This window comes from Pristimantibacillus sp. Z349TD_6, from assembly GCF_056173205.1.
This window is the reverse complement of sequence record NZ_CM149662.1, coordinates 5,847,965-5,874,475: the sequence shown is the minus strand read 5'-3', so window position 1 is coordinate 5,874,475 and position 26,511 is coordinate 5,847,965. Positions and strand designations below refer to the sequence as shown.

At 44.5% G+C, this 26,511-nt stretch carries 21 protein-coding genes; 17 read left to right on the top strand and 4 right to left on the bottom strand.

The window, feature by feature from the left end:
- The first annotated feature begins 3 nt into the window (after window positions 1–3).
- The 3 genes from AC0VYE_RS25545 to AC0VYE_RS25535 all read left to right on the top strand — a co-directional run bounded on the left by AC0VYE_RS25545 (window position 4) and on the right by AC0VYE_RS25535 (window position 7,477).
- Window positions 4–804: an ABC transporter permease gene (locus tag AC0VYE_RS25545; protein ID WP_076267656.1), complete on the top strand. Its 801-nt coding sequence runs from the start codon at window positions 4–6 to the stop codon at window positions 802–804.
- A gap of 146 nt (window positions 805–950) precedes the next feature.
- Complete coding sequence (locus AC0VYE_RS25540; protein ID WP_475443311.1) at window positions 951–1,529, top strand: LOG family protein; 579 nt, start codon at window positions 951–953, stop codon at window positions 1,527–1,529.
- A gap of 506 nt (window positions 1,530–2,035) precedes the next feature.
- The gene (locus AC0VYE_RS25535) at window positions 2,036–7,477 is read left to right on the top strand and encodes a glycosyl hydrolase family 8 (protein WP_475443309.1); all 5,442 of its coding nucleotides are present in this window, start codon (window positions 2,036–2,038) and stop codon (window positions 7,475–7,477) included.
- A gap of 101 nt (window positions 7,478–7,578) precedes the next feature.
- On the opposite strand, the gene AC0VYE_RS25530 is transcribed toward AC0VYE_RS25535, so the two are convergent.
- The 4 genes from AC0VYE_RS25530 to AC0VYE_RS25515 are packed head-to-tail and all read right to left on the bottom strand — an operon-like array spanning window position 7,579 to window position 11,685.
- A complete protein-coding gene (locus AC0VYE_RS25530; RefSeq protein WP_076267659.1) occupies window positions 7,579–8,706 on the bottom strand; it encodes a GerAB/ArcD/ProY family transporter in 1,128 nt (375 codons plus the stop codon).
- Between the two features lie 13 nt (window positions 8,707–8,719).
- The gene (locus tag AC0VYE_RS25525; protein ID WP_076267660.1) at window positions 8,720–8,953 is read right to left on the bottom strand and encodes a hypothetical protein; all 234 of its coding nucleotides are present in this window, start codon (window positions 8,951–8,953) and stop codon (window positions 8,720–8,722) included.
- A 12-nt stretch (window positions 8,954–8,965) separates the two neighbouring features.
- Entirely contained in the window at window positions 8,966–10,186 is a 1,221-nt protein-coding gene (locus AC0VYE_RS25520; protein WP_475443307.1) for a Ger(x)C family spore germination protein, read from the bottom strand.
- Complete coding sequence (locus tag AC0VYE_RS25515; RefSeq protein WP_475443305.1) at window positions 10,183–11,685, bottom strand: spore germination protein; 1,503 nt, start codon at window positions 11,683–11,685, stop codon at window positions 10,183–10,185. The genes AC0VYE_RS25520 and AC0VYE_RS25515 overlap by 4 nt, the downstream gene beginning before the upstream one ends.
- A 97-nt stretch (window positions 11,686–11,782) precedes the next feature.
- Here AC0VYE_RS25515 and AC0VYE_RS25510 point away from each other — a divergent pair, with 97 nt between their 5' ends.
- The 14 genes from AC0VYE_RS25510 to AC0VYE_RS25445 all read left to right on the top strand — a co-directional run bounded on the left by AC0VYE_RS25510 (window position 11,783) and on the right by AC0VYE_RS25445 (window position 26,429).
- Window positions 11,783–11,959: a hypothetical protein gene (locus tag AC0VYE_RS25510; protein WP_475443303.1), complete on the top strand. Its 177-nt coding sequence runs from the start codon at window positions 11,783–11,785 to the stop codon at window positions 11,957–11,959.
- Between the two features lie 271 nt (window positions 11,960–12,230).
- Window positions 12,231–13,034, top strand: coding sequence for a carbonic anhydrase (locus tag AC0VYE_RS25505; RefSeq protein ID WP_475443302.1), 804 nt, complete (start codon window positions 12,231–12,233; stop codon window positions 13,032–13,034).
- A 543-nt stretch (window positions 13,035–13,577) separates the two neighbouring features.
- Window positions 13,578–14,930 carry a lytic polysaccharide monooxygenase gene (locus tag AC0VYE_RS25500; protein ID WP_475449726.1) on the top strand — a complete coding sequence of 451 codons (1,353 nt, stop codon included), beginning with the start codon at window positions 13,578–13,580 and terminating at the stop codon, window positions 14,928–14,930.
- A gap of 440 nt (window positions 14,931–15,370) precedes the next feature.
- On the top strand, window positions 15,371–15,646 hold the full coding sequence (locus tag AC0VYE_RS25495) for an acyl carrier protein (protein WP_076267666.1): 276 nt from the start codon (window positions 15,371–15,373) through the stop codon (window positions 15,644–15,646).
- Window positions 15,633–17,108: an ATP-grasp domain-containing protein gene (locus AC0VYE_RS25490; protein ID WP_475443301.1), complete on the top strand. Its 1,476-nt coding sequence runs from the start codon at window positions 15,633–15,635 to the stop codon at window positions 17,106–17,108. Before AC0VYE_RS25495 ends, AC0VYE_RS25490 begins: the two co-directional genes overlap by 14 nt.
- Before the next feature lie 22 nt (window positions 17,109–17,130).
- A complete protein-coding gene (locus AC0VYE_RS25485; RefSeq protein WP_475443300.1) occupies window positions 17,131–18,237 on the top strand; it encodes a hypothetical protein in 1,107 nt (368 codons plus the stop codon).
- Window positions 18,209–19,384 carry a radical SAM protein gene (locus AC0VYE_RS25480; protein ID WP_076267669.1) on the top strand — a complete coding sequence of 392 codons (1,176 nt, stop codon included), beginning with the start codon at window positions 18,209–18,211 and terminating at the stop codon, window positions 19,382–19,384. The genes AC0VYE_RS25485 and AC0VYE_RS25480 overlap by 29 nt, the downstream gene beginning before the upstream one ends.
- Window positions 19,385–19,400: 16 nt before the next feature.
- Window positions 19,401–20,384, top strand: a complete 984-nt coding sequence (locus tag AC0VYE_RS25475; RefSeq protein WP_475443299.1) for an ABC transporter ATP-binding protein — start codon at window positions 19,401–19,403, stop codon at window positions 20,382–20,384.
- Window positions 20,381–21,190, top strand: coding sequence for an ABC transporter permease (locus AC0VYE_RS25470; protein WP_475443298.1), 810 nt, complete (start codon window positions 20,381–20,383; stop codon window positions 21,188–21,190). The genes AC0VYE_RS25475 and AC0VYE_RS25470 overlap by 4 nt, the downstream gene beginning before the upstream one ends.
- Before the next feature lie 12 nt (window positions 21,191–21,202).
- Window positions 21,203–22,006, top strand: coding sequence for an ABC transporter permease (locus tag AC0VYE_RS25465; RefSeq protein ID WP_475443297.1), 804 nt, complete (start codon window positions 21,203–21,205; stop codon window positions 22,004–22,006).
- 74 nt (window positions 22,007–22,080) lie between these two features.
- The gene (locus tag AC0VYE_RS25460) at window positions 22,081–23,106 is read left to right on the top strand and encodes a zinc-dependent alcohol dehydrogenase (RefSeq protein WP_475443296.1); all 1,026 of its coding nucleotides are present in this window, start codon (window positions 22,081–22,083) and stop codon (window positions 23,104–23,106) included.
- A 19-nt stretch (window positions 23,107–23,125) separates the two neighbouring features.
- Window positions 23,126–24,784 carry a glycoside hydrolase family 3 protein gene (locus AC0VYE_RS25455; protein ID WP_475443295.1) on the top strand — a complete coding sequence of 553 codons (1,659 nt, stop codon included), beginning with the start codon at window positions 23,126–23,128 and terminating at the stop codon, window positions 24,782–24,784.
- Complete coding sequence (locus tag AC0VYE_RS25450) at window positions 24,744–25,820, top strand: hypothetical protein (RefSeq protein WP_475443294.1); 1,077 nt, start codon at window positions 24,744–24,746, stop codon at window positions 25,818–25,820. The genes AC0VYE_RS25455 and AC0VYE_RS25450 overlap by 41 nt, the downstream gene beginning before the upstream one ends.
- Window positions 25,821–25,994: 174 nt before the next feature.
- A complete protein-coding gene (locus AC0VYE_RS25445) occupies window positions 25,995–26,429 on the top strand; it encodes a MarR family winged helix-turn-helix transcriptional regulator (protein ID WP_076267676.1) in 435 nt (144 codons plus the stop codon).
- The last annotated feature ends 82 nt before the right edge of the window (window positions 26,430–26,511 follow it).

The following is a 26,511-nucleotide window of genomic DNA, read 5'->3' as shown; positions in this document are numbered from 1 at the left end:
GATTTGAAATTCACGGACAGTCGCATTTTTCAAATCGCTTTGGGATTCCTAGTTCCTATACTCCTACTCGGCGCATGGCAATATGCTTCCGTTACAGGATATGCAGCTCCCAATTTACTGCCGCCGCTTACCCGGATTTACGGCACCTTCACCGACCTGCTCGCATCGGGCGAGCTGGGTGATCATTTATTTATTACATTGTACCGGGTATTCGCTGGTTTTGTTGCAGGTTTGGCAGTCGCGTTGGTACTAGGCATTCTAAACGGATACTTTCGGTTTTTCCGTTATTTGTTTGATCCGATGCTTCAAGCACTCAGAAATATTCCCTCTATGGCATGGGTTCCGCTATTTATTTTGTGGCTCGGTATTTACGAGACGTCGAAGATCACTCTTATTGCCATTGGGGTATTTTTCCCCGTCTATTTGAATTTGCTGACAGGCATTATAAATGTAGATCGCAAGCTGATCGAGGTAGGGTGGGTACATGGGTACAAAGGCTTCCGATTAATCTGGCATTTTTTTCTGCCGGCTACGCTGCCTTCCTTGGTCGTTGGCATGAGAAGCGGGCTCAGCATGGGCTGGATGTTCGTCGTAGCAGCGGAAATTATGGGTGCCAGCAAAGGGCTCGGGTTTCTCATGACCGACGGTCAAACGACGGGACGTCCGGCAATTATAATGACAAGCTTAATTTTGTTTGCAATATTCGGCAAGCTAACCGATATGGGGATGGTTTGGATAGGTTCCAAGCTGCTGTATTGGCAAACCGATTTTGGGACAGGGAACGACAAAGCGCGTAATGGATGAGTTCATTGAAGGGCAGCTGAGAGCAGCTGTCCTTTTTTTAATTTGAGAGGCGGTTTGTGAAACTCAGGATTACTAATTTGATTTATCGTCAATATATAGTATATTAGACTATGGAAATTATCAATATATAGTTTGGAGATGGATATATGAAATCAATTTGTATTTTTGCTGGATCAAATTTAGGGGAGCATCACGATTATAAAGCGAAAGCTGCTGAACTTGGTCATTACATGGCTAAGAAAAATTATCGATTAATCTATGGCGGATCTAAAATAGGTTTAATGGGTGAAATCGCTAATGCTGTCATGACTGGTGGCGGTGAAGTGATCGGAGTTATGCCTAAAGGATTGTTTAGAGGAGAAGTGGTGCATAGAGAATTAACTCAGTTAATAGAAGTAGAAAATATGCATGAACGCAAGGCTAAAATGAGTGAACTAGCTGATGGTTTTATCGCTTTGCCCGGCGGTTTTGGGACATATGAGGAGCTTTTCGAGGTCTTGTGCTGGTCACAAATTGGCATACATAAAAAGCCTGTAGGTATTCTAAATATTAGAAATTATTTTAATCCTTTCGTTCAATTGATTAACCATAGCATTAAAGAAGGCTTCTCCAATGATTCACATCTCAGTCTTATCAATGTTTCCAGTGAACCATTAGAACTTTTACATCAATTGGAAAGCTATATTCCTCAAACGCTAGAACAAAAATGGAAGCAGCTTAACTAAAGGGAGGCGTCCGCCCTTCGAACCAGCTGTCTGGAAAATGGAAAACCCGATCCAATGAGATCGGGTTTTTTGACTTTTTCTCGGAAATGCAAAGACTAATTAATGTATATTTTATGCATTTTAGGAAGTCTATGCATCTGAAAAATCAACACTATTCAAATTTACAAATAATTTAAGCGCTTATACTTAAAATGATTAATGAATTCGTTTTTCTTATAGGAACGGGGAGGATAAGTGCGAAATAAGGAGAAAAATTTGAATTGGACAGGTGAATAACTACTAAATTCGTAGAAAAATCCTTGGAAGTGATTGACAGGGCTTTCCTTACAGGATAAACTCTTTTTTGAAGATTAAAGCGTTTAAACTTTTAGACAATGTAAATCGACCTGAAAGAGGGGGTGGAGCCAAGAGTGATTGTGAAAACCAAATATTTATGATAGCGCATTCAAAGAATTGGGCTTTTTGATCATTCGTTTTCATTATGGAAAAGAAAAGAGGTTAAGTATATGCATAGCAGAAACAAACGGAAAAAATCATTTCATGTAATGACTTGTATATTATTAACGTTCATCATGTTGACCACCACTTTCTCTAACTTTGTTGCTGCCGCGGATGAACCAGCAGCTGTGAGTAACGGAGCAGAGAAGGTTGCGGAATGGATATTTCCGAATGAAGGGGATAATGGCATCTCCATAGCAACAGGCGGTGCTTACGGAGCGGCTTCCTTGTTCCAAAATGTCGGTGGAACGTTTGAATACTATAGCGGGAGCAACAAGGATCTTAGTTATCAAGGCTGGAGCGGTGATTTTAGCCAAAAATATTGGCTTGCTACGATCTCGACCAAAGGCTTTAAAAATTTAACCTTGTCATCGGAGCAAACCTCTTCCGGCTCCGGACCGCGTGATTTTAAACTGCAGATGAGTACGGATCGGGCGACATGGACGGATGTGCCGAACGGTGCGGTTAAAATGACTAAAGGAGCATATAGTTGCCCGCCTAACGATGAATGCAAACTGAAGAACGTTGCGATTCCAAGTGAAGCGAATGATCAGGAGCTTCTGTATCTTCGCTGGGTCGTTAGCTCGGGACAGAACACAAATGGCAATAGTGATGGAATTGGAGGCGGAGGCTCCAGCAAAATCAGAAACATTCTGGTTCAAGGGGAGCGTATAGATAACTCGGCCATTCGTGTACCGACTATTGATCTGGTTAAGCTTCCAAAGGACAAGGCTGAAAATGTATCGGTGGATGCGCCGTTGACCGTCAAGTTTAATAAGGCCATCTCTTTAGACACCGCATCTGCTGTAAGCATTGTCGACAATGAGAATAAATCATTAGCCGGTGTTTCACTGGAAGTTGTTGGTGGAAACACGCTTAAGATTAATCATCCTGAGTTTAGTTATGGCAAAACGTATACGATCTCTGTTCCGAAATCATTAATCAAAGGTACAGACGAAGTGACTCAGATTCGTGATTTGACATGGAGCTTTAGCATACAACAATCGCCTTTCTTGCCGAAAATGATCAATATGACATTTAACGGTGATCCCAAGACGAGTATCGCTCTAGCATGGTATACCGATACGATGACAGACTCTGTCGTTCAAGTCGTTGAGGCTTCGAAAATGTTAGGGAATGTCTTCCCGGCAGATGGAGTAGTCAGCTATAAAGGAACGGCGGAGGAAATTGAAACCTTTATGACAGAAGCTGATCGTGATTCCAAAACCTTCACGAAATTCATCAGTCATAAAGCAATCGCAAGAGAGCTGAAACCAGGTACAGCTTATAAATTTCGAGTGGGCAATGGAGAAGAGGGCAGCTGGAGCATTATTGGCTCATTTACAACGGATACAGCAGCTAACCAACCTTTCCGCTTTATTGCAGGATCGGATTCGCAGGCTTCTAATAAGTCTGATTTTGAACCGTGGGCAGATACGTTCAGGAAAGCAGTCGATTATACTCTCGATCCTAAATTTCTGATCAGTGCGGGCGATTTGGTCGACAATGGAGATTTGGAGGAGCAATGGCAGTGGATGCTGGGCTTAGCACAGGATTCTCTCACAAATGTTCCTTATGTACCTGTACTTGGCGGTCATGAAGTGAATGATTATGACGGTGATGTAACGACGCCTAATAATAATTTCTATAACCACTTCAACTTGCCTAAGCAAACGGTAGCGGGTACGGATGAAGGTTCTGTTTATTCCTTCGAGTATGGCGACGCGCTCTTCATGGTATTCAATTCCCAATATGAAGGCGGACTTGCAGCGAATGGGAAAGATGTAGAATGGGCGGATAAAGAGTTCTGGGATCAAGTGAAATGGATGCAAAACACAGTCGCGAAAAGCGATAAGAAATGGAAGTTTGTCACTTTCCATAAAGGACCTTACGGAGCTGGCGACAATTCAGCGCAATGGGAAGATGAGCGGGTTCAATTTTACAAAAAGTATCTCATTCCTGAATTTGACGAAATGGGAATCGATATGGTGTTCGAAGCCCATGATCATATGTATATGAGATCATTCCAAATGTTAAATGATGAGATCATTAAAGACTTTAAAATCGATGAGGAAGGCAATGCTATCGATCCTAAAGGGACAGTCTACCTGATGTCTAATGCGTTCGGAAATAAATTTTACGAAAAAAATAATCAGCATTATATTGATGAAAATGGGGATGCGCAAGAAGTAAAGGATGAGAATGGAAATCCCATTCCTTATGATGATTACTTTGCTGAGATTGACACTCAACCATTCAAAAAAATGTTTACGGATGTGTCTATTTCGGATAAAGTACTTGCTTTTACCGCATTCACAGCAGCTGTTGCAGACGAAAAAGCTGAAAATACAGTTGGCAAGGGATTGAAGGCTTATGATGATTACGGAATCAGAAGAACGGACACGAAGCCGGAGAAAGTAGAGAACGTCAAGGTGAAGGTGGAAGGAGATAAAGCGATTTTATCTTGGAAGAAGCCTTCTACAGGAACAGAGCCGGTTAGAGGATTTAGAATCTACGAGAAGAACGACAAAGTAGCAGCACACTGGAGCGAATATATTTCAGCAACTGGCAATCAAACGGAATACAGCTTAGAAATTAAAGACATTAATCCTAATAAGAAATATGATTTTATCGTTAAGGCTGTTGGAACGAGAGACAACTCCGCTCCGGTGGAAGTCACAACGATTGAAAATGGTGCCGAGAATGAGCCGCCTTCAGCACCAACAAGCTTGACTGGAAAAGCCGTATCCCCGTATCAGAACGAATTGACTTGGGCGGCATCCTCTGGGAACATCATCGTGGCAGGCTATAATGTGTATCGTGATGGTGTGAAAGTTGGCGCAACATCAAGCTCGAAGCTAACCTATTCCGATACAGGTTTAGCTGCAAACAGCACTTATACGTATGAAGTGAAAGCAGTTAATCAAGAGGGACTCGAATCGCTTGCAAGTAATTCGATAAGTTTGAAGACGAAGCCAGCTGCTGCGGGTGAAGGCCCGCTTAAAGCATTCCCTCAGCATACCGCTTATGCGGACGGCACAATTAAGCCAAATCATATTACGCAAGCTGATATGGATAATACCGTATCGAGATTATATGACGAGTGGAAAACGAAATATTTGAAAGAGAATCCATATACGTCAGGCCAATATTATGTGTGGTATGCGGATGGAGACTGGTTTGAAGAGAATGAGATTACCGTTTCTGAAGCTCATGGTTATGGAATGCTGATCACCGCTTTAATGGCAGGCCATGATAAAGATGCGAAGAAGTATTTTGACGGCATGTATCGTTATTTCAGAGCACATCCAAGCGAAATTAATCCAGACCTCATGGCTTGGCAGCAAGCTGATAATGGCAAAGCAATTATTGATATTAACGGCGTGGATTCAGCTACGGATGGAGATTTGGATATTGCCTATGCGCTTCTTCTTGCGAGTGAGCAATGGGGAAATGATGGGGAAATTGATTATTTGGCTCAGGCTCGTAAAGTAATAAAAGCCATTATGGATAGTGAAGTCAACCAAAAGGATTGGGTATTAAGAATTGCCGATTGGGCAACTAGCGGCGAGTATGAAAATGCTACCCGTCCTTCGGATTTCATGCTGCAGCATATGAAGGATTTTGCTGTTGTTTCCGGCGATGGCCGTTGGAATCAGGTAGTCGACAAAACCTATAACGTGATGGAAAGCCTTTATAAAAATTTCAGTCCGAACGCTGGTCTGCTCCCAGACTTTGTCGTGAAGGATACGGACAGCGGAAGCTTTGTACCTGCACCGCCTTCCTTCCTAGAATCAGATACGGACGGTGATTACAGCTACAATTCATCCCGCACACCATGGCGGATAGGTACAGACTATCTCATTACAGGGGAAAAACGTGCAAAAGATCAGTTAAGTACATTAAATGAATGGATTCGTAAAAAGACGGATAACGATCCACAAAATATTTTGGCGGGCTATAAATTGGATGGCTCGGAAGCGATAGCTGATTATCAAGATATCACTTTCTCAGCTCCGCTAATGGTTAGTGCAATGATCGATTCATCCAATCAAGAATGGCTAAATAAGCTTTGGGATCATAATACGGCTGTTAAAACGGAAGATGATTTATATTTTGGCAATAACCTCCGTTTGCTCAGTATGATTGTCGTATCCGGCAACTGGTGGACACCAACTATCGTTGATACGGATGCGCCTACTGATCCATCGAATTTAAAAGCAGAAGCAGTTTCCAGCACTCAAATTAATTTGACATGGTCTGCTTCTACTGACAATTTGGGAGTAGCAGGCTACAAGGTTTTCCGCAATGGTATTGAGCTGGCGACAACAACAAGTACATCTTATAGTGATACAGGGTTAAGCTCGGAAACAGCTTACCAGTATTATGTCATCGCATTCGATCATGCGAATAATTTCTCCAAGGCAAGCAATGCGAGAAATATTACGACACCTAAAGCGCCAACTGGCGGTAATTCAGGCGGCGGTACTGGTATAACAGAGATTGTATCTACGAATGGAAAAGCAACAATACCGGCTGGTTACTCAGCAAAGGTGAGTTTAGGTGAGAAAATTAAAGTCACGATCCCAGCTGGAGCAACAGCTCAGGAAATTATGCTGACCATTGAAGAGCTGCTGGATACGGCTAAGCTTTTCTCGAAAGACGATATTTCTCTCAGCTCAGTCTTTGAAGTGTTGAAAAATAGTTCGGGTAAATTCAGCAAAAATGTTACACTCGTCTTTGAATTTAATTCATCGCTGCTTAAAGAGAATCAAACGGCAGCTGTATTCTACTTCGATGAGACGAGCAAGAAATGGGTATCCATTGGAGGCAAGATAAACAGTAATAAAATTGAAGTTGAAGTTGATCACTTTACGAAATTTGCTGTCATGGCAATAAATAAAAATCAACTGAACTTCAAGGATATTGATGGTCACTGGGCACAGCTGAATATCCAAAAGGCAGTGGCAGAAGGCTTTGTAAATGGTTATTCAGACGGTACATTTAAGCCGAATAGTTCGGTAACACGTGCGGAGTTTGCAGTGATGATGATGCAAATGCTGAAGCCGCAAACAAGCGGAAGCGAGCTGCAATTTAAAGATAAGTCTGCTATTGGCGCGTGGGCGGTAAAGGCAGTAGCTCAGGCTGTTGAGGCTGGTATTCTTACAGGTTATGAGGATGGCAGCTTCCGTCCAAATGCAAGCATATCAAGAGCCGAGATGGTTGCTATGATCGCAAAAGTTACAGGCCTTGATGCAGAGGCAACCGGTAAAACAGGCTTTGCTGATGACAGTGCTATACCTGCATGGGCGAAGAAGGCTGCAGAAACGGCGAAGAAGCAAGGAATTGTACAAGGACGCAGCGGTAACAAATTTGAACCAACTGGCGTTGCTACCCGTGCTGAAGCGGTTACTGTGCTGCTGAAATTGAAAGAAGTTTTGGGGAAATAATGTCTGAGCTTTACAGTCATTTATGCTTTGCAACGGAGCCGCCTTTTGAGGCCGCTCCGTTTTATTAAACAAACCTCCGATTTGTCTTCTTCCCATCACAGCTATGCTTGCTCATTCTCAGTAGTATTCTCCTGCTTACTTGTACTCTCGCCCGATCCACGAAACAGTAATATACCTAGAATGAACAGGGGGACAAAAATCGTGAAAATCGTAGCAAAGGGTGTCCAGTTTTTGGTGAGGAAATCATTGACGGAAATTGTATTTGTGTAACATAACAGCGCTAGAGCGATCAAGCCAAATCCCATCGGAATGACATATGGTTTCGGATCCTTCAATTTGAATAGCTGGCTGAACCCAATCAACGATGCATCAAACGTCAGCACAATCTTCATCACGATGGATAAAATCCAAATGAACATCATAATCCCTTCAATACGTTCAAGAAAATGGCCGATGTTAATATTTTTCGCCAGCACGTAGGCCGGAAATAATTGATTAGCGGTGACGGCAGCTCCCATTACGCCTATACATCCCACAGTAATGATGATCAGTACAATTCCACCGATTAGGGTTCCCCATACAAAGCCTCGTCCTCTTTTTGCTGATTTCGCTACGTAAGGATAAATCATGAGCAGCACAATCATTTCCTGAAATCCGGAAAAGGAGAAGCCAGCTTTTACAATGGGCTTAAAGCCATACTCCAGTATGGGTTCAAAGTCTAGAACTTCTATTTGAGGGAAGATAGGTATGATAAGAAAGCAGAGCATAAAAAATAGGATCGGAAAAAATATTTGTACCGCACGGGAATAAACGACCATGCCTGCTCGAACGGCAAATATAACAATAATGACAAAGATAATTAATAATATTTCAATCGGCGTTTCCGGCAAGGTTTGTGTGGTTAGAAAAAAACCGAGATCCCCAATCATTAGAGAGGTGAGCAAATAGAAAAAAGCGATAAAGCAAAGACCGAATACATTGCCGATCCACTTTCCAAAAGCAAGATGGCACATCTGGATGAGTGTTTTGTCCCCATATCGGTTACCGAGACTGACATAAATAAGGACGCTTAGAATGTTGAGTCCGATTCCTACAATGGCTGCGAGCCAAGCATCCTGTTTCGCTACCAAAGTAAGTCCTGCAGGCGTAATGAGGATGGAGGTGCCAATCATGAAGAAAATGACTAATATCGTGAATGTGCGAACACTTAAAGTATCTTGCTTCATCATCGGTCTTTTCCTTTCAGGACATCAAGGAGTAGATTGCACGAGCGTAAGGAGATATTATTTTTTCTATCCATTCCAAAGGGTTAGGCGGATTGTGCATATACATGAAAATCAGACTGCCAGAGGTTGCTGTTATCATAATGAATACAATCAGCAGAAGTTCTTTCATCCTGCGCTTGCCGAATAGGGGAGGGATTTCAACAATGGAAACCCACGTCCATGCACCGATTACACCTATCCATAACCACATAGCTGCCGCCACCTATTTTTTAATTGTGCTTCTAATAGACTGTACCGTAGTTCCAATTCGCCGAATAGTGCACTGAGATTGAACGGTGATATTCACATTTTCGAATATTTTATCCCAATCGTTAATGCCATGCCACATTTTCGGGTTGGAACGATGAAGTGCTGAACCAAAGCCAAATATATCTGCTTTAACTTGCTTTTGAAATTTGTGAATCGTGCGGCTCAGTATTTCTTCCAGTGTCTTATCGGCCAGCTTGTTTAATTTGGCTAACGTTTCCGGCTGAGTAATATCAAGCTCGCAGCTAATGTCTGTTATATCCTGCTCCGTTTTTAAAATGACTTCGAATGCAGGAGTTTCATTTTTCGTATTTACGCGTATATCCGTATGAGAATGGACGACTTGAAGACTTACATTCCCTTTGCTATCTGGACATGCAATCGTGCCAGTTGTTTTGACGATATTATTTTGAAGATAATTGAGCGCCTTTGTGTCGTTTTCATTCAGCCAGCCTACCATACGATCCCGTTTAAAAGCGGCCATACCGGTGTATTTGAGGATGACCTCTGGTTCAACATTTACAGCATCAGTTATTTTATCGCCTTTTGAAGGATTGCCTTCAATTTCTATAGCGGTTAAAGTCGCCCCTTTTCCTTGCTGGGATAAATCTTGAATCAGCTTGTCCAATGTGATTTTTCCGGTTGCAGCCCATAATCGGTCAGAGGTCTCCAGCTTGGTGTACAAGTTATTCGCAGGAATCGGATCAATAGGGCTGTACATGTTTAGGATTTCACTTGCTGTTGTTTTTTTAGCTACGATGAGATAAAAGTCTGTTCTCATCTCACGGTTTCTTGCGATAAAATCAAGCGGCTTACTGATTCCGCTGCGAGCCACATCCTCGCCTATAATTAATATCCGCAGGTGTGGGTAATATAGCTGTCGTGCTGCCTTAACCGTCATTCTGCTGAGTGCATCCGGTACTGAAACGCCTGTTGCTTCATAAGAGACTACTGGACTGAAGTTGTTTGATCCTGCTTGCTTATTGCTTACCTGACCTGGATTAACAATTTGTACGGTTACATTGTATTTGTCGCCTTTCTTATCGATAGCAAGCCCTACCACGATGCTAAGCTCGTTTAACTCATGTCTGCTCCAGCAAGCAGTCATGAGAATGGCGGAAATTAGAAGAACGATGACGACGAGAACTAGCCTGACAAATGACGTAGAACGTTTCATGATTTTTTCTGCCTCACTAGATTTTTTGGTTTAAGGCTTTTGGGGCGTGTAATCATGGAGCGCAAGGGCATACGGAATAGAGTATCTTTCTGATCTGTACTGTTGAAGGGAGCCAGCGGCGCCATATAAGGAACGCCAAATGACGTGAGGCTGCATAGATGAAAAATGATCCCAATGATACAGATAAATACGCCGTACAATCCAAAGGATGCTGCCATGATCATCAGCAAGAAACGGATAATCCGAGCCGCGATGCCTAGATTAAAAGCAGGGAGTACGAAATTCGAAATGGCCGTTATGGAAACGACAATCACCATGGCAGCGCTGACGAGGCCAGCTTCTACAGCGGCTTGTCCGACAACCAGTGTTCCTACGATGGAGATTGATTGTCCAATCGTTTTAGGCATTCGTACGCTGGCTTCACGGAGAATCTCAAAGGTAATCTCCATGACCAGCGCCTCGATAAAGGCAGGGAAAGGAACGCCCTCTCGCTGGCTGGCTAGATTATAGAGCAATGTCGTTGGAAGCAGCTCCTGGTGAAACGTTGTAATCGCAATATAGAAAGAGGGTGTAATGGTAGCTATAAGAAAACAAAAAAAGCGGAGCAAACGAATCAGCGTGCTGAAATCCGTCCGTTCGTAATAATCCTCGCTTGATTGGAAAAATTGCGTAAACAGTGCAGGAACCAGAAGTGCAAACGGAGTTCCATCGACCATAATAGCGACTCTTCCCTCCAGCAAACCAGCAGCTACCACATCGGGTCTCTCCGAATTAAATATGGTTGGAAAAGGTGAATATTTCTTATCTTGAATGTGTTCTTCTATATAATTACTTTCAAGAATGCCGTCGATATCGATTTTCTGCAATCGTTCTCTAACCATTTCAAGCACGCTATCAGAAACGAGATTTTCGATAAAAATGACCGAAACATCTGTCTTTGTGACACTTCCTATTTTATAGTTCTCAAACCATAGGTGCCGACTGTTAATTTTTCTGCGAATCATAGCGGTGTTCCAACTTAACACTTCAGTAAAACCTTCACGGGGACCGCGCACCACGGATTGAACGTTAGGTTCTTCAACCGAGCGAGCTCTAATATCTTTTGTGTCAACAGAAAGAGCTTGAGCACAATTATCAAGAAGAAGGATACTGTTTCCAGTAAGCAGCATATCAAATAATTCATTAAATGAAGTGAGTGTAAATACGGCTCCTTCAGGAATGACACTATTCTTGTAGTAATCCATTAATTCTGTCGGGGTAAAATATTGACTGCTCTCATGGTTTCCCATATAGACGGATTGAAGCATAGAGCTTGAGCTTGATAGCCCTTCAATATATACAATAGCTCCATGGATAGGCATATTATTTGCTGAATTCACTTGGAAATGACGTGAAACCAGGTCAGGGCTGTGCCCGAGATTATCCTGCAGCATTTTTAAATTCATCTTTAAATCCGATTGCAACGGCTGGTCATCAATGTTGTTTGTTGGATTAATCATCTGAGTACCTCTGATCTGATGGTTAATATGGTATCGTTTAGTTAGGATATCCTCATTTCCCATATAGATACATATTTGTTGTGGCAACAGCACGACAATGGAGTTTAAAATTGCAGTAACTGCTAAAATGAATGACGGCACAGTTCAAACATTTGATTCTATGACTAGCTTTAGTGATAATGAGAAGGTTAAAGCGAAATTCATACCTACTTTGCCTTTAGATATTTCAAAGATTGAAGCCATCACTATCGACGGTGTGGAAATCGATTTTTAATGATTGGTGTAAGATAAAGAGTTTTTTAAAAAGTAGATGATAAACGGGAGAGTGGAGCAATTGCTGCGGCAGTTGCTCCATTATTTATATTTGCCAGTAATCATCATGACGAAAATATGAGTTTTATGTTCAAAATATTCAATATGCACAAAATATTTGTAATTATTTACAGTTCGTCAAGTTGTTGGTACTATACTGTAGGAGGTGTTCGAAGCAGCGTACCGTTTTTTGTATCATTCAATCATAACTTATTAAGGAGATGAATTGATTTATGAGCACACGTTTGACTAAATTACTCACAAGCGCAGCTATGCTAGTTCTGCTAGCTTCAACTGTCGCTTATGCAGCACCAGCATCAAAATCCGAGAGCGAAGCACCGCATTGGAGCTATGAAGGCAGTACTGGACCGGAGCATTGGGCTCATCTTACAGCGGAATATGCGGCTTGCAGTGCTGGAGTGGAGCAATCACCAATCGATATCCATAGTGACGAAGCTAATAAAAACGGCAACAAAACGAAGGTGACCGTCCATTACAAACCAACCTCGTTTACCTTCGGCAATAGCGGACATACCATTCAAGCCAATACAGCTTCAGCTGCCAATCAGTTGACAATTGGCGATTCTAAGTACACATTGGCTCAATTTCATTTCCATACACCGAGTGAACATTTAATAGACGGAAAAGCATCCCCCTTGGAGCTGCACTTTGTACATAAGAACAAGACTGGAAATTTAGCTGTGCTAGGCGTACTTATTAAGGAGGGTAAAGGAAACCCGGCCTTGACTGAAATTTGGTCCAAGCTGCCAAAAACAAAGACTGCTGTTGATTTCGTTTTGAAAAACAAAATTGATCTCAGCAAGCTGCTTCCTAGTGATCTGGACGCTTATCGCTACCAAGGATCACTGACGACTCCTCCTTGCTCCGAGGGCGTGAAGTGGACTGTTCTAGAGAAGCCTATCGAAATGTCGAAAGCTCAAATAAAAGCATTTCAAGCGATATTCCCTGATAATCATCGTCCTGTTCAACCCCAAAATAAACGTACCATTGCTGAAATAGAAGTAAAAGCAATTTAACATAGGAGAACAATGCAAGTATCCTAATACGCTGCAATGACGAAAACAAATTTAGGTCTTTAAACACAAAAAATGGTAATATATACATCCTTGTATCATAAGCTTAGGTCGTTGGGGTTGGGTGCAAGACCTATTTTGAGCGTAAAAAATATTAGTTCTAAAATAGCAGTGCAAAATTATAACGTTTACATTATGATTGATTCATAGAACATTCCTCAGCTACAATCCGATTTTAGGGCCATTCATCTCCACCACACTTCGGTACAAACATCCGGAAAGTTTTGGCTTTTTACCAAACCTCACACCTTCCCATGAACCCAAACCATACCCATTTTGCTTTCACTGCTCATTTTTTAATGCGTGTATAAGCTCTTAGGAGTTTATATAAATTCGGATTTTAAAGGAGTTGGTTGCTTAAAGTGAACCTATCTTTATAGACGTCGCAGCTATGATGAGAGGGGGGAAATGATACTGATATCCGCATGCTGTTAGGAAATGGATGGATTCTAAAACCAGACCAAAAACCTAGGAGGTAATGTGATGATGAATCAGATTCATAGGAGTTCGAGTTTGAAAAAGCGTGTGTTGGCTGCTTGTCTCGGTCTGCTGCTCCTATTAACCAGTATGATTGCTTTCGTTAAGCCTGTTTCTGCTCATGGTTATATCGATAATCCTGCAAGTCGGGCGATACAATGTAAAAATGGACTGAATACGAACTGTGGAGCAATTATTTATGAGCCGCAAAGCCTCGAAGGATTAAAAGGTTTTCCAGCAGCTGGACCTGCAGATGGTAAAATCGCCAGTGCAGGCCTTGCTGCCTTCGCAAATCTTGACCAACAAACAGCTACACGCTGGAATAAGGTCAATATTAGCAGCGGTACCAATACATTTACTTGGAAGTTTACAGCGCGTCATGCGACGACAAGTTATCGCTATTTTATTACCAAGCAAGATTGGAATCCGAATGCTCCGCTTTCACGTGCACAGCTTGATCTGACACCGTTCTGTACGGTACAGGGAAACGGTCAACAGCCACCTGCAACATTGTCCCATACCTGTAGTGTACCAGAGAGAACTGGTTATCAAATCATCCTTGCCGTATGGGATATTTATGATACGCCAAACGCTTGGTATAACGTAATTGATGTTCAGTTTGGCGCTTCAGACAACGTTGCCCCAACTACTCCAACGAACCTTACAGCAGGTACAGTCGGGACAACAACAGCTTCACTTTCATGGGGAGCTTCAACGGACAATAATGGTGTCTCAGGTTATGAGCTTTATTCCGGCTCTAACACCTCGCCAATAGCTACCGTTCCGGGAAATCAATTAAATGTCAACCTGACGAATTTGATTGCCGGAACCACCTATAACTTAACCGTCAAAGCGTTTGATTCCTCCGGTAATCGATCTCCAGCCAGCAATAGCGTACAAATAACGACGGTTCAGATCCCGAACGATACGACTCCACCAACTAACCCATCTGGACTTCATGTCATGGGAGCGGCTGGCTCAAACTCACTTACATTGATGTGGAACGCCTCAACGGATGCTTCTGGCATCGCTGGTTACCGCATTTATGTCGGTTCAAATGTCGTTGCAACCGTAACGGGCACAGCTACTGAGAAGCTCGTTACCGGTCTTACTCCTAATACTTCCTATACGTTCACGGTTCGTGCTGTTGATCCATCTCAAAACGAATCCGGCAACAGCAACGCAGTTACCGCTACGACGGCTCAAGGGCCAAGCGCTACACCATGGGCTGCTAACACGGCATATGCAGCGAATGCTCTAGTCTCATACAATGGCGCGACGTATAAATGTATCCAACCGCACACTTCGTTAGCAGGCTGGGAGCCTAGCAACGTTCCCGCGTTGTGGCAGCTGCAGCCATAAACGAATTAAGCCCTCGGAGTTGAATGGGAGCTCCGGGGGGCTTTTTTGTTTTAGATGAAAATAGTACAAAAAACTAAAACTAGCTGCAACAAAATAATGGTTAGATTAGTTTTTTGAATTTTAGGTTAAAAAGTCCTAAATGTGTGGTCGATTTTGAGTATAATCAATCAATATTGATGTATAAATTTGTCGTAATCCAATGTCGAGGTTCAAAATCAGATGATTCTTGCTACCTATTCGAAGGGTATTCGCGAAATTATATTGAAAAATAGTGTAAATGATCTACTCTGTTTTCGTTGACAGATTCATGCTAGAGCATGATAATAATTGTAATTTATAGGAATTGGAGGGATAAACAAGAATTTTTTTATTTGGTTGGAATTTGTGAAAGTGAGGATTCGGATGCTCCTCATACATTAAACCTTTAAAGGAGTGTAGTAATGTTCGATAAAATCGCTGATATTTTGTGCACGATCAAAGAAGACCAGCCAGAACTTCGCCATTCCCTCTCCCCTGAAACGAATCTGAACAATGATATTGGCCTTGATTCTTTGCAAATGATCCAGTTTATGCTCCAAGTCGAGGATCAGTTGAATGTGGCCATTGACTATGACGAATTCGATTATGAGCATCTCCAGTCGATCGGAGCTTTTATTCAGTTTGTGAAAAGCTGCCAGCCGCAAGGCCAGCCGTTGTACGAAGATGCTAAGTCTTAAAGTCGACGTGATTGTGAAAATGGTTATGGGTACCTTCGACCCCGAAACGAGGTGGAGAGATCCTGATCTGGCCCGGCTACCTGCTATGCCGGACAAGGATAGTGAGTCCATTGTGCTGTGCATGGATGAGCTGCTCTTTCCGTTTTGCGGGCCTAATGATATCCTCTACAGCCGTTGCAAAATCAACCCAGCACTGCATGAGTATCTAAATGGGCTAGGTTTTTCGTTTGGAACTCGCTATCACTATGATTTGAATGATGAGAAGGATCCCTTGCCCGAACCGGACTTATTCAAATCTTGCATGTTCAGACTTACGGCTGATCAAGCAAGGCTCACCAAACCGGCAAACAAAGTGCTTCAGACAACCGGTTCCGGTTTCCCCGAAGGTGTGGTTTTGCAGCAGATGAAATCACATGGTGAAGAGAGGTTCTCAAGCGCTGTCAAAATGGTGTCCCCGTACGCCATAACATCGGATACGGAAGCGTACCTATACGCCGCCGAACTTAGCGGTTCCTTGCCAGATCTAGAGACGGTTGTACGTGTTAATTCAAAGCTGTATTCCAACAGGCTCTTGGTTAGAATAGGCGAGAAGTGTTACGGCATGGAGGCGAACAGCGCAGAAGAAATAGAGACGATCGGAAGTGCTCTATTGAAGCAGGGGCACTATTTATTAAAAGATCCCTTCGGCGTTGCTGGCAAAGGCAATATGCTCATTGACAGCGAATCCATGCAGCGAAGAATAACGGATCACTTGCATAAACAGGAGGAAAGAGGTTTGCGCTCTCAATTCCTTCTTGAGCCGTTGCTAAAGAAAAAGACCGACTTCAGCTCTCACTGGTTCATCAAGGAGAGTGGCGAGGCGGCGTTCATTTCAGTTCAGCGGATGATTAATCACCAGCAAAACTACAGCGGGTCTATCAAAGCGGATGAAGTTTTTATCAGCATGTTGGAGAACGCTGGCTATTTCAACGTGATGGAGAAGGCGCTCCGGCTGCTGGCGGGAGACGGCTACCACGGCTTTGTCTGCTTTGACTCCATGATATTGGAGGACGGAAAAGTCGTATCGATTGTAGAGATTAACGCCCGCAAGTCCATGGGTCTTATAAACGCGTATCTCGATCAATGTTGGGAAACGTACGGACATAGCGGCTGGCTTACATTTTTATCCCTCGGATTACCGGAAGGCTTCGAGTTTGGCACTCTACTGCACGCATTGCACGCATCTGAACTTCTGTTGACAACCCCCTCAGGGTACGGGGTTGTTCCTCTATCATCCAATACCGTAATGATAAATGAGATTCTGACTCGCCGCCGAATGGCGGAGGGAACGCAAAACAAACGAGGCATGCCGAAAGGAAGGCTTTATGTCTCGGTCGTAGGCCGAGATGATGAACACCGCAGCGAACTGATTAATAGCTTGCGACAGGTGCTCGCGGACTTATCCGTTAAAGTGTACAACTAAATTTGGAACGCGGGAGCTGAGCATGAATTCATCTTCAGTTATTTTGCTGGCGTCGGGTAATTCGCTCGGCGCGTACATTCCGGCTATGCATCTGCATACGTACCTGCAAAGCATAAGAGTCGAAACGGATATTTACGTTCTGGAGAGCTTGTATGACGAAAAAGTGCGAAGCAAGATCAGATCCACCAAAAAAGCATTTCATGCGGATTTCGCCGTTGCTCTTATGGGGCATAAGCTGGCCAAACCCGTTGATAATTCCTTGGACGAGGAAGAGGTTCAAATACTGCTGAACGCTTGGAAACAGGCCGATGTCACCCGTTTTGCGGTGTTTACGGGTTTCTGGCTGCCTATACTGGAGCGTTACAAGGCAGATTCTAACAAGCAATTGGACATCCGGCTGATCCGACTGGATGCGTGGGATACCCCATCGTTTAAGGTACATAAGCAGTTGTACCCCGTCTATAAGAACGTTTGGTTTTACGAGCTTCAAAAAATGTCTCCGGGCAGTTACATTGCTTCAGATGAAGCGGAGCCTTTGCCTTTCTGGCAGCGCGCCGGACGCATTCTGATCCATGGCGGTGGCTGGGGAATCGGCACCTACGCCAAGACGATCTCAGAGCTTCGAATGCTCGGACACCGTCTGGATGTCATTGTTTACGATCCTTCAGAGGTGGAGGAGGACGACGGGACCATGCGATATTTTGGGACGGAGGTCTCCTGGGACCCGTGGAGCAGGGACAAACAAGGGAGACATTCTTTCCCGCCTATGATTCAGTATATCCGTGAAAACGGAATTCTCAGGGAGTATCCCCTCAAGGATTACTCAGCTTACATCGAGCTGATGCGCAATTGCTGGGCGATCATCAGTAAGCCGGGGGGAGCGACACTGAACGACTCGTTGTCGTTTGGAATCCCATTTATCATGCTGGAGCCGTTCGGCGACCATGAGCTTCATAATTCAACCTATTGGGAATCTTGTGGACTCGGAATCCGCTTTACGGAGTGGAAAACTCAACGTTTTTCGGAGCATTTGCTCGAGGAGACTTGCAGACGATTGTTAGAGCAGCGGTCAAAAATTAACCATTTCGGGAGGATCACCTATGCAGCCGAAAACAGCAGTTACGTTTGACCAAATCACGTTTCGTAATATGAAAAGAACGCTGGTTCCGCTGGCGGAAACCGGAAGGAAGCGCAGAGATGATCCTACTTATGCAGCACCCGTGCCTTATGAGATAGGAATCAAGCTTAATAACGGCTGCAACCTACGCTGTACACACTGCTTCGAATGGAATCCGGATGGCTTTCATCACGGTTTTGCCAAAGAAGTGAAGAAAGATGAAATCGATATTCCCGTCGTGGAGAAGATTTTGGCTGAAACAAGAGCACGCAAATCACGTGTTTTCCTGTGGGGCGGCGAACCGTTATTTTACTCCAAATTCGATGAGCTGGCAGAGCTGCTATCCAAAGAAGAGCGGTACACGACGATTTGCACGAATGCGATTCTCATTGAGCAGAAGCTGGATTCCATTTTGAAAATGTCAGAAAATCTGGTTATGCTGGTCAGCCTTGAAGGCTTCGAGAAGGAAAATGACGCAATCCGAGGTAAAGGCACGTTTAAAAAAGTAATCCATGCAATCCAGTTGCTGCTAGATCTGAAAAAGCAGGGTATATATAAAGGCAAGGTTTCTGTGGCGTTGACGGTTAACGACCAGATGGTCGGCAAGCTTTACAGCTTTATGGAATTTTTTGAAGAGATGGGCGTAGATTCTGTCTATTTCTGCTTCCCCTGGTATATCCCTTCTGATACGGCGGATAGAATGGACACTTACTTCGATGCTCATTTCCCGCACCTTGCCTCCCGCTTTGCAGACGCTCACAAGAACAGTTGGCACTCCTTCACGTTTCACATCTCGCCAGACAATTTTGATATTTTGCTCGAAGAGCTTAAACGCGTAAATTCTCGAATTTGGAATGTGCGTGTCCGTTATCAGCCTGCACTGGAGCCCGAAGAGGTGGAAGGATTTATTCGGGGCAGCGAGAAACCGGCTATGAATCGTACGAAGTGCTTTTCGATCTCGAATCGGATGGATGTGATGCCGGACGGCAAAGTGAATCCATGCAAATTTTTCCCGGAATTCAGCGTCGGCAATTTGTATGAAGAAAGTGTAGCCGATGTTTTTCACGGTGAAGATCTTCGGAAACAGCGCGAAATTGTTGCCTGCGGTTTAATGCCGATATGCTCTAAGTGTGTGCTGCTGTACAACAATGGAGTTTAAGCCAGGAGGAACGGGGATGGACTATATCCGTGTGCGGGAGCTGCACAAATCGTTCGTGTACTACCGGAAAGCAGCGGGGCTTAAAAATTCGTTGAAAAATTTATTTGCTCGCAAGTCGCTGGTGAAGGAAGCGGTCAAATCTCTTTCTTTTGACATAGGCCCCGGCGAATGCGTCGGATTTCTCGGACCTAACGGGGCGGGTAAAACAACAACGCTCAAAATGCTGTCTGGCATTCTTTATCCGACAGGCGGAGAAGCCGATGTGTTTGGTTATGTGCCATGGGAGCGGAAGAATGAGTTCAAACGGCTTTTTTCCATTGTGATGGGGCAGAAAAATCAGCTCTGGTGGGACCTTCCAGCTAGTGAATCGATTTATTTGAACAAATGCATTTATGACGTCGAGGATGCTCTCTACCATCGGAGTCTTGCTGAGCTATCGGAAATGCTAGATGTGCAGGATCTTCTGAACGTGCAGGTGCGCAGGTTGTCGCTGGGCGAACGGATGAAAATGGAGCTGATCGCCGCACTTATCCACCGCCCTAGCCTGCTTTATCTCGATGAACCGACGATCGGGCTTGATTTCCCCTCCCAGAAGAAGGTTAGAGAGTTTCTGAAATACTACAATGAGCAGTTTGCTGCGACGATTTTGCTTACGAGCCATTACATGAAGGATGTGGAGGACCTCTGCAAGCGGACGATCATTATTAATGAAGGAAGCCTTCTGTACGATGGCGATCTTCACAAGATCAACGATCTGTTTGGCGAGCAGAAAATTATAAGGCTGCACTTCTCCGAACCTGTTGCCCAGCAGCGGCTGGCCAAATTCGGGAAAATGGTAAGCGGAGACGAATACAACGTTGTTCTAGAGCTGCCGAAGCATCGCTTGAAGGAAGTGTCGCGCGCCTTGCTTGATTCGTTTCCAATCATCGACTGGACGGTAGAAGACGTACCGATCGAGGAGAGCATTTCCATGCTCTATCGCAAGGAAGCCGTAGGATGAACAGACGCAGATTGTACATGGCAGTTTTTAGGGTAGGCGTCCAGCATTCGATGGAATACCGATTTCACTTCTTTCTTGGTCTTCTTGGGGCTGCTTTTCCGATTCTTGTTCAATATTTTATTTGGACGGCGGTGTACGAACATTCCGGCAAGGCGGCGTTGTTCTCGTATTCGTATGGTCAAATTATTTTGTATACGATCTTGGCAGGGCTGGTGTCCAAGCTGATTGCTACCCAGTTTGAGCATCAGATTGCCGACGATATTAAGAATGGCGGCCTTAACAAATATTTGATTAAGCCAGTCAGCTACTTCGGGTACCGGCTGATGTCTTTTTTCGGACAGAAGGCGATTTATTATGGCATTACTGCACTTTTGCTTATTTGTATTATCTGGATTTCAGCCGCTAGGGATGTGCTAGATATCCAGGTCGTTCGTATAATCTTGTTCGCTGTGACGCTTTGGGGCGCGCTTCTGCTCAACTTTTTGATCGCCTACTGCATTTGCGCCAGCGCGTTTTATTTGCATGAAATCTCATACTTTTTTGTGATTACAAGTTTGCTAGTCAATATTTTGAGCGGTGGCATGTTCCCCTTGGAAATTTTCGGGGAATCGGTTGTAAAGGCGCTTCAATATACTCCTTTTCCGTATACCATTTATTTTCCGGTGAATGTTCTGAGCGGTAAAACAGGGACGATGGCTATGTATCAGGGGCTGTTTATTCAAGGTGGATGGATATTGCTCTTTTTGTTCATTTCCCGTCTGACGTGGCGCGTATCCATAAAGAAATATTCGGCGGTCGGGGGGTAGCAGACGTTCCATATGTTTAAAATTGCGAGAAAATATTTGCGCCTGTACGGTATGTTCATCAAAAATTGTCTCATCGCTCAGATGGAGTTTCGGGGCAATTTTGTGATGAGCCTGCTTGTCGAATCTGTCTATCTGCTTGCCAAGCTTTTGTATGTGCTTGTCGTGTTCCGCACTGATCTGCATGTAGAAGGCATACCGCCCGAAGGGCTGCTTCTATTTATAGGCATGCACACCGTCGTTACGGGAATGTATGTCGGGTTGTTTTTTACAAATTTCATGAAAATTCCTGAGTATATTAAAGACGGCTCGCTTGATTTGATGATTACGAAGCCCGTTTCCCTGCAGTTCATGGCATCATTGCGATACGTCGATCTGGCGCTGCCAATTCCCGATATTTTGGTCGGTTTCACTATGATCGGTATCGGCTGGCATGCGATGGATATTCCGTTGTCATTCGTTCAACTTGCGGGATTTGCCTTAATGCTCCTGGTCTCCGTTGTCATCACGTATTGTCTAATGATTATCCCAGCGCTGCTTTCATTCTGGTTCGTCCAGACTGGGGCTATGTCGGAGATCGCCCATTCCGCTTGGGATGCCAACAATTTCCCTATGGCTATTTATCCTGTTTGGGTTCGCAGAATCGGGACCTTCGTTATTCCGCTGTTCCTTATTACTAATTTCGGACCGATGTTCTTGCTTGGACAGCTCAGCTGGTTATATGCAGGAATGGCGCTGATCGGATCGCTCCTGCTCTTCGCAGCTTTACGGCTGCTTTGGAAACAGGCTGTGAGGGGATATAGCAGCGCGAGCAGTTAAGATGGTTTTGCGATCATATGGAAATTACAAATATAAGATCTATATCCCATGCCTAGAAAAGGAAGTGTCATCGCATGCCGGACATGGCGACAACGCAAGGTCGTACCTCGATAAATTGCGTCTTTCAGGAGCCAGATCGAATTGAGCTTATAGAGGAACAGGTGCCGAAGCCAGGAAGAGGACAAATTTTATGTGCAGCCAAAAAATCACTAATAAGTACAGGAACGGAGCTGGCTTGTCTAAAGGGGCGTTTCGATGAAGGAACGGTCTGGTCATCTTGGGTTCGGTACCCATTCTATCCCGGTTACTCGATGGCGGCTGAGGTGCTGGAGACAGGCATTGGAGTGGAGGGAATAAAGCCCGGCGATCGGGTCATCTGCCCGGCTGGTCACCGACAATATTTCCTCGCAGACTATAAGGAAGCGGCAATTATACCAGATTCAATCCGTGACGAAGAGGCGGTTTTTACACAGATCGCGAAGGTTGCTCTTCTAGGGATTCTGCGCGCAGAAACCGCTTTTGGAGAAAGAGTGGGAGTTGTTGGACTCGGTCTTATCGGCCAGCTTGTCATTCAGTATCTGAATTCCAGTGGTGCAAGGCAGATTATTGCGATTGCTCCGGAAAGCTCCCGCCTGAACCAAGCCCACAGAAGCGGTGCGACCGATCTGCTGAATCTTACGGTAGCCGAAGCGTTCGGAGGCGTAGAACAACTTACCGATGGCAAAATGCTGGACACGATATATGATGTGACGGGTTCTTACGCGGTACTGCCCTACTGTACGCAGCTGACACGGGAGCTCGGCAAAGTCATTTTGCTAGGTGACTCGACAGAACCTTCAAAACAGACGATAGGGCCAAAAGTCGTTTTTAATTCGGTCAGCATATTAGGGATTCACGGCCGAATGATGGAAGGTTTTAATGGCTGGACGGAAGAGGATATGAACATGTTCATATTCGATTCTATCCGTCGTGGGAAACTAGATGTCGCAAGTCTCATAACGGAAGAAGCAAGCCCGCTCGAAGCTGTATCGGTTTATTCACGGCTCTCCGGGAGTAAGCCTGATTTGTTAGGCGTTTTATTCGATTGGACGCAATTGTAATGTCAGAGGAGGAATGCAGGTGAGAGCTTGTAGCCAGCTTACGATGAAAGAGAAAATTGGGCAGCTGCTTATGGTAGGCTTCGAGGGGCTTACGCCGGGTGCGAATATTGGCGACCTCTTGCAAAACCATTTCATCGGGGGAGTCGTGTTCTTTTCCCGTAATTTGGACAACCCCGAGCAGGCATTTGCTTTAACGAAAAAACTCCAACAAACGGCTGCGGGTGCAACAGGCATACCGCTATGGATCGGAACAGATCAGGAAGGTGGCATGGTCGTCCGATTAAGACAGGGAATTGCACAGCTACCTGCGGCGATGGCTTTGGGAGCGGCACGTGATCCTTTGCTGCTCTATGAAGCTGCAAAGGGAACGGCAATGGAGCTGAAGTTGCTGGGCATCAATATGAATTTCGCACCGGTGGTCGATATTAACGTCAATCCGCGAAATCCGATTATTGATGTCCGGGCATACGGCGACGAAGCTGAACTTGTCGCTGAGCTTGGGATCGCCGCAATGCTTGGCTTTCAGGATGGCGGCATTGTCTCTGTTATTAAGCATTTTCCAGGGCATGGCGACACGGAGGTAGATTCACACGCTGAGCTGCCGGTCGTAAGGCATTCACTTGATCGTCTGCGGTCTGTCGAGCTCGTACCGTTTCGGCGCTGTGCGCGGGCTGGGGCCGAAGCCGTAATGACTGCCCATGTCGGGATTCCATTGCTAAGCGGCGGTTTGTCTGTTCCAGCCACACATTCTCATGAAGTATTGACAGGTCTGCTCCGGGAAGAGCTGGATTTTAAGGGGCTTATCGTGACGGATTGCATGGAGATGAACGCTGTAACGCAAGGCATTGGCGTCGGGGAGGCAGTCGTAAGAGCCGTACTTGCTGGAGCAGATCTTCTTCTCGTCAGCCATACGTACGAAAGCCAGCTGGAGGCGGCAGCTGCACTGGAACATGCGGTAGCAGACGGGCGTCTATCTGAAGCTCGGATTGATGCTTCCGTGGAGCGCATTCTTCTCCTGAAGGAGCTCCGCATCGGAGCGCTGCGAGAACGCAGCTGGGAAGAAACGCGGACCTATCTCGATCATTCGCAAACCCTTCGGACGATCAAGCTGCTTCGCGAGAAAAGCATCACCTCGGTGAACCGTGAACCGAATTTTTGCCAGTTGTCTTCCGAAGTCGACACGCTTGTGCTTTGGCCGCAGATGGCGGCTGCTTGCAAGTCTGAGGACGAACCGATATACGATGATACCCTCGGCAGCTTTCTAAATCCTTTGATGAAAGCAAAGTTTATGGAGCGGTTGTATGGGACTGGTCCTAGTACGGATGAGATTGCGGACTTGGTCTCCGAAGCGGAAGGATATGGGCAGATCATCGTGGGAATATTCCATACGGCTTCTAATCACGGGCAGACCGTTTTGGTTCGCAAGCTTTTGGCAGGAGGGAACAAAGTCATTCCGATCTCCCTTCGCAACCCCGTTGATCTCGCGGCATTTCCAGAAGCTAAAGGTTTCCTAGCCTGTTATGAGCATCATCCGCTAACATTGCAGGCCCTTTCAAGCGTTTTACTGGGCAAGCTTGAGCCTGAAGGAACTTTACCAGTTACGCTTCCCGATTACTCATTAGAAGGAGGCGAATCATTTGAACGCGGTACAGCTTCCCGTGTTGAATCCGCCACTTAAAGGGTTTTTACGATGGGCTTACACCCTTTCAATCACCAGCGTCCACGAAGAAACGATCCCTTGGTATTACAGCAATTTTATCCAGTTATCCTGTACCACAAAATTTCTGGAGGACGGCAGGCAATATTTTATCGATTTTTTTCGGGGCAAGCCAAACGAGTTGAATTTCAATAATCCGTTTCTTCTAACATGCTCTGTAAATTATACGATTCTAGACAATTTGGCATTGGATGACTGGCCGAAATTTTTCGCGGATCAGATCCGCAGCGGCTATTATTGCATCGTGTTTGTGGACGAAGCCAAGCTGTCACCGGCAGCTTCTTATCAGAAGGAACCGTTCCCTCATCATCTTTTTCTGTACGGTTTTGATTGGGAGGAAAATAGGTTCGATGCCTCCATGTTCGATCATACAGGGGTGTACCGTAATGTGAAGATCCCATTCCAAGAGTTTCAGGATGCTGCAGGTTCTATGCGAAAGCTTTTGAAGGAGAAACTCACGTCTGATCATCATACGTATTTTTATAAATACGCACCGCATTCTGCCTATCCATTTGATAAAACGGCCGCGATCGACCAACTGCTCGATTATGTTAATGGCGAGACCCATTTAAACCGAATTAATTACAATCCAGACGAGGAAGCTTTCGGAATCAAGGTATATGACTATCTGCAAATGTACTTTGATGCTGTAGAGCAAAACGATTCTAGGCTCGGTGACCGCAACGATGCGAGACATCTTCACGTTCTCTGGGAACACAAAAAAATGATGAGCGAGCGAATCGGATATCTTGTAGAAGAGGGGATAATCCCTTATGACGAAGAGCTTGTGGAGGGATACAAGGATATAACAAAACGGGCGATGAAGCTGAGAGATCAATACATTCGCCATGTTATTCGCGAAGATAAGGAAGTATTTAAACGGTTGAAGCTCCGCTTTGACCAATTCCGAGAAGAAGAGCCTGTTCTTTTGCGTAAATTAATTAAAATTCTAGAAGAGCCATCGAAATCGGATAAGATTTATGCAGAAAGTAGATAGCTATCTAAAATGTTATAAGGATGAGCTAGTAGGAGGGAGCTGCCGCGAGGACAGCTCCTCTTTGATGTTCATTGTGGTTAAAAGCTTTTAATGTATAATTAATGTTAGTTGACTAACAATAATTGTGATAAAATAAAGAAAAGAGCTGGAGATGATAGGTAAAGGGGGGCGAAAATGAACAAGGATCGATCGGTTGCGCTCGAACTTAGAACGCTAAGAAATATGCTGCATAGACAGGTAAGCGGGTTTATGAGTCAAAAATATGGCGATCAATTGACTGGCATGCATGGATGGGTGCTGAGGTACTTTGTTGAGAACCAGCACAAGGAGATTTTTCAACGCGATTTCGAGAGCCAGTTCACGATTCGGCGTTCGACCGCGAGTAAGATTTTGCAATTGATGGAGAAAAATAATCTCATAACGAGAGAGTCTGTTCCTTATGATGCAAGACTAAAGAGGATTATTCTCACGCCAAAAGCTATTGAATACCATGAAGCCATTATTTTAAAATACGTTGAATTGGAGCGTGAAATTAAGAAGGGTCTATCGCAAGAGGAGATGGATACTTTTTTTAATGTGCTCGATAAAATCAAAAAGAATTTGGAGTAGTCGTCGAAGTTGTTAGAGCGGCTTTTATTATTGTAATATAGTTAGTAGGCTTACAGTTCTATGGCTAACAACATGGAGAAGG

Bases quoted from the DNA above. Each gene is read 5' to 3' on its own strand.
- AC0VYE_RS25485 (WP_475443300.1), top strand. From the start codon at position 17,131: ATGAATTCATCTTCAGTTATTTTGCTGGCGTCGGGTAATTCGCTCGGC.
- AC0VYE_RS25480 (WP_076267669.1), top strand. From the start codon at position 18,209: ATGCAGCCGAAAACAGCAGTTACGTTTGACCAAATCACGTTTCGTAAT.
- AC0VYE_RS25490 (WP_475443301.1), top strand. From the start codon at position 15,633: ATGCTAAGTCTTAAAGTCGACGTGATTGTGAAAATGGTTATGGGTACC.
- AC0VYE_RS25495 (WP_076267666.1), top strand. From the start codon at position 15,371: ATGTTCGATAAAATCGCTGATATTTTGTGCACGATCAAAGAAGACCAG.
- AC0VYE_RS25460 (WP_475443296.1), top strand. From the start codon at position 22,081: ATGCCGGACATGGCGACAACGCAAGGTCGTACCTCGATAAATTGCGTC.
- AC0VYE_RS25510 (WP_475443303.1), top strand. From the start codon at position 11,783: ATGGAGTTTAAAATTGCAGTAACTGCTAAAATGAATGACGGCACAGTT.
- AC0VYE_RS25505 (WP_475443302.1), top strand. From the start codon at position 12,231: ATGAGCACACGTTTGACTAAATTACTCACAAGCGCAGCTATGCTAGTT.
- AC0VYE_RS25540 (WP_475443311.1), top strand. From the start codon at position 951: ATGAAATCAATTTGTATTTTTGCTGGATCAAATTTAGGGGAGCATCAC.
- AC0VYE_RS25530 (WP_076267659.1), bottom strand. From the start codon at position 8,706: ATGATGAAGCAAGATACTTTAAGTGTTCGCACATTCACGATATTAGTC.
- AC0VYE_RS25525 (WP_076267660.1), bottom strand. From the start codon at position 8,953: ATGTGGTTATGGATAGGTGTAATCGGTGCATGGACGTGGGTTTCCATT.
- AC0VYE_RS25445 (WP_076267676.1), top strand. From the start codon at position 25,995: ATGAACAAGGATCGATCGGTTGCGCTCGAACTTAGAACGCTAAGAAAT.
- AC0VYE_RS25470 (WP_475443298.1), top strand. From the start codon at position 20,381: ATGAACAGACGCAGATTGTACATGGCAGTTTTTAGGGTAGGCGTCCAG.
- AC0VYE_RS25535 (WP_475443309.1), top strand. From the start codon at position 2,036: ATGCATAGCAGAAACAAACGGAAAAAATCATTTCATGTAATGACTTGT.
- AC0VYE_RS25500 (WP_475449726.1), top strand. From the start codon at position 13,578: ATGAATCAGATTCATAGGAGTTCGAGTTTGAAAAAGCGTGTGTTGGCT.
- AC0VYE_RS25465 (WP_475443297.1), top strand. From the start codon at position 21,203: ATGTTTAAAATTGCGAGAAAATATTTGCGCCTGTACGGTATGTTCATC.
- AC0VYE_RS25520 (WP_475443307.1), bottom strand. From the start codon at position 10,186: ATGAAACGTTCTACGTCATTTGTCAGGCTAGTTCTCGTCGTCATCGTT.
- AC0VYE_RS25475 (WP_475443299.1), top strand. From the start codon at position 19,401: ATGGACTATATCCGTGTGCGGGAGCTGCACAAATCGTTCGTGTACTAC.
- AC0VYE_RS25515 (WP_475443305.1), bottom strand. From the start codon at position 11,685: ATGATTAATCCAACAAACAACATTGATGACCAGCCGTTGCAATCGGAT.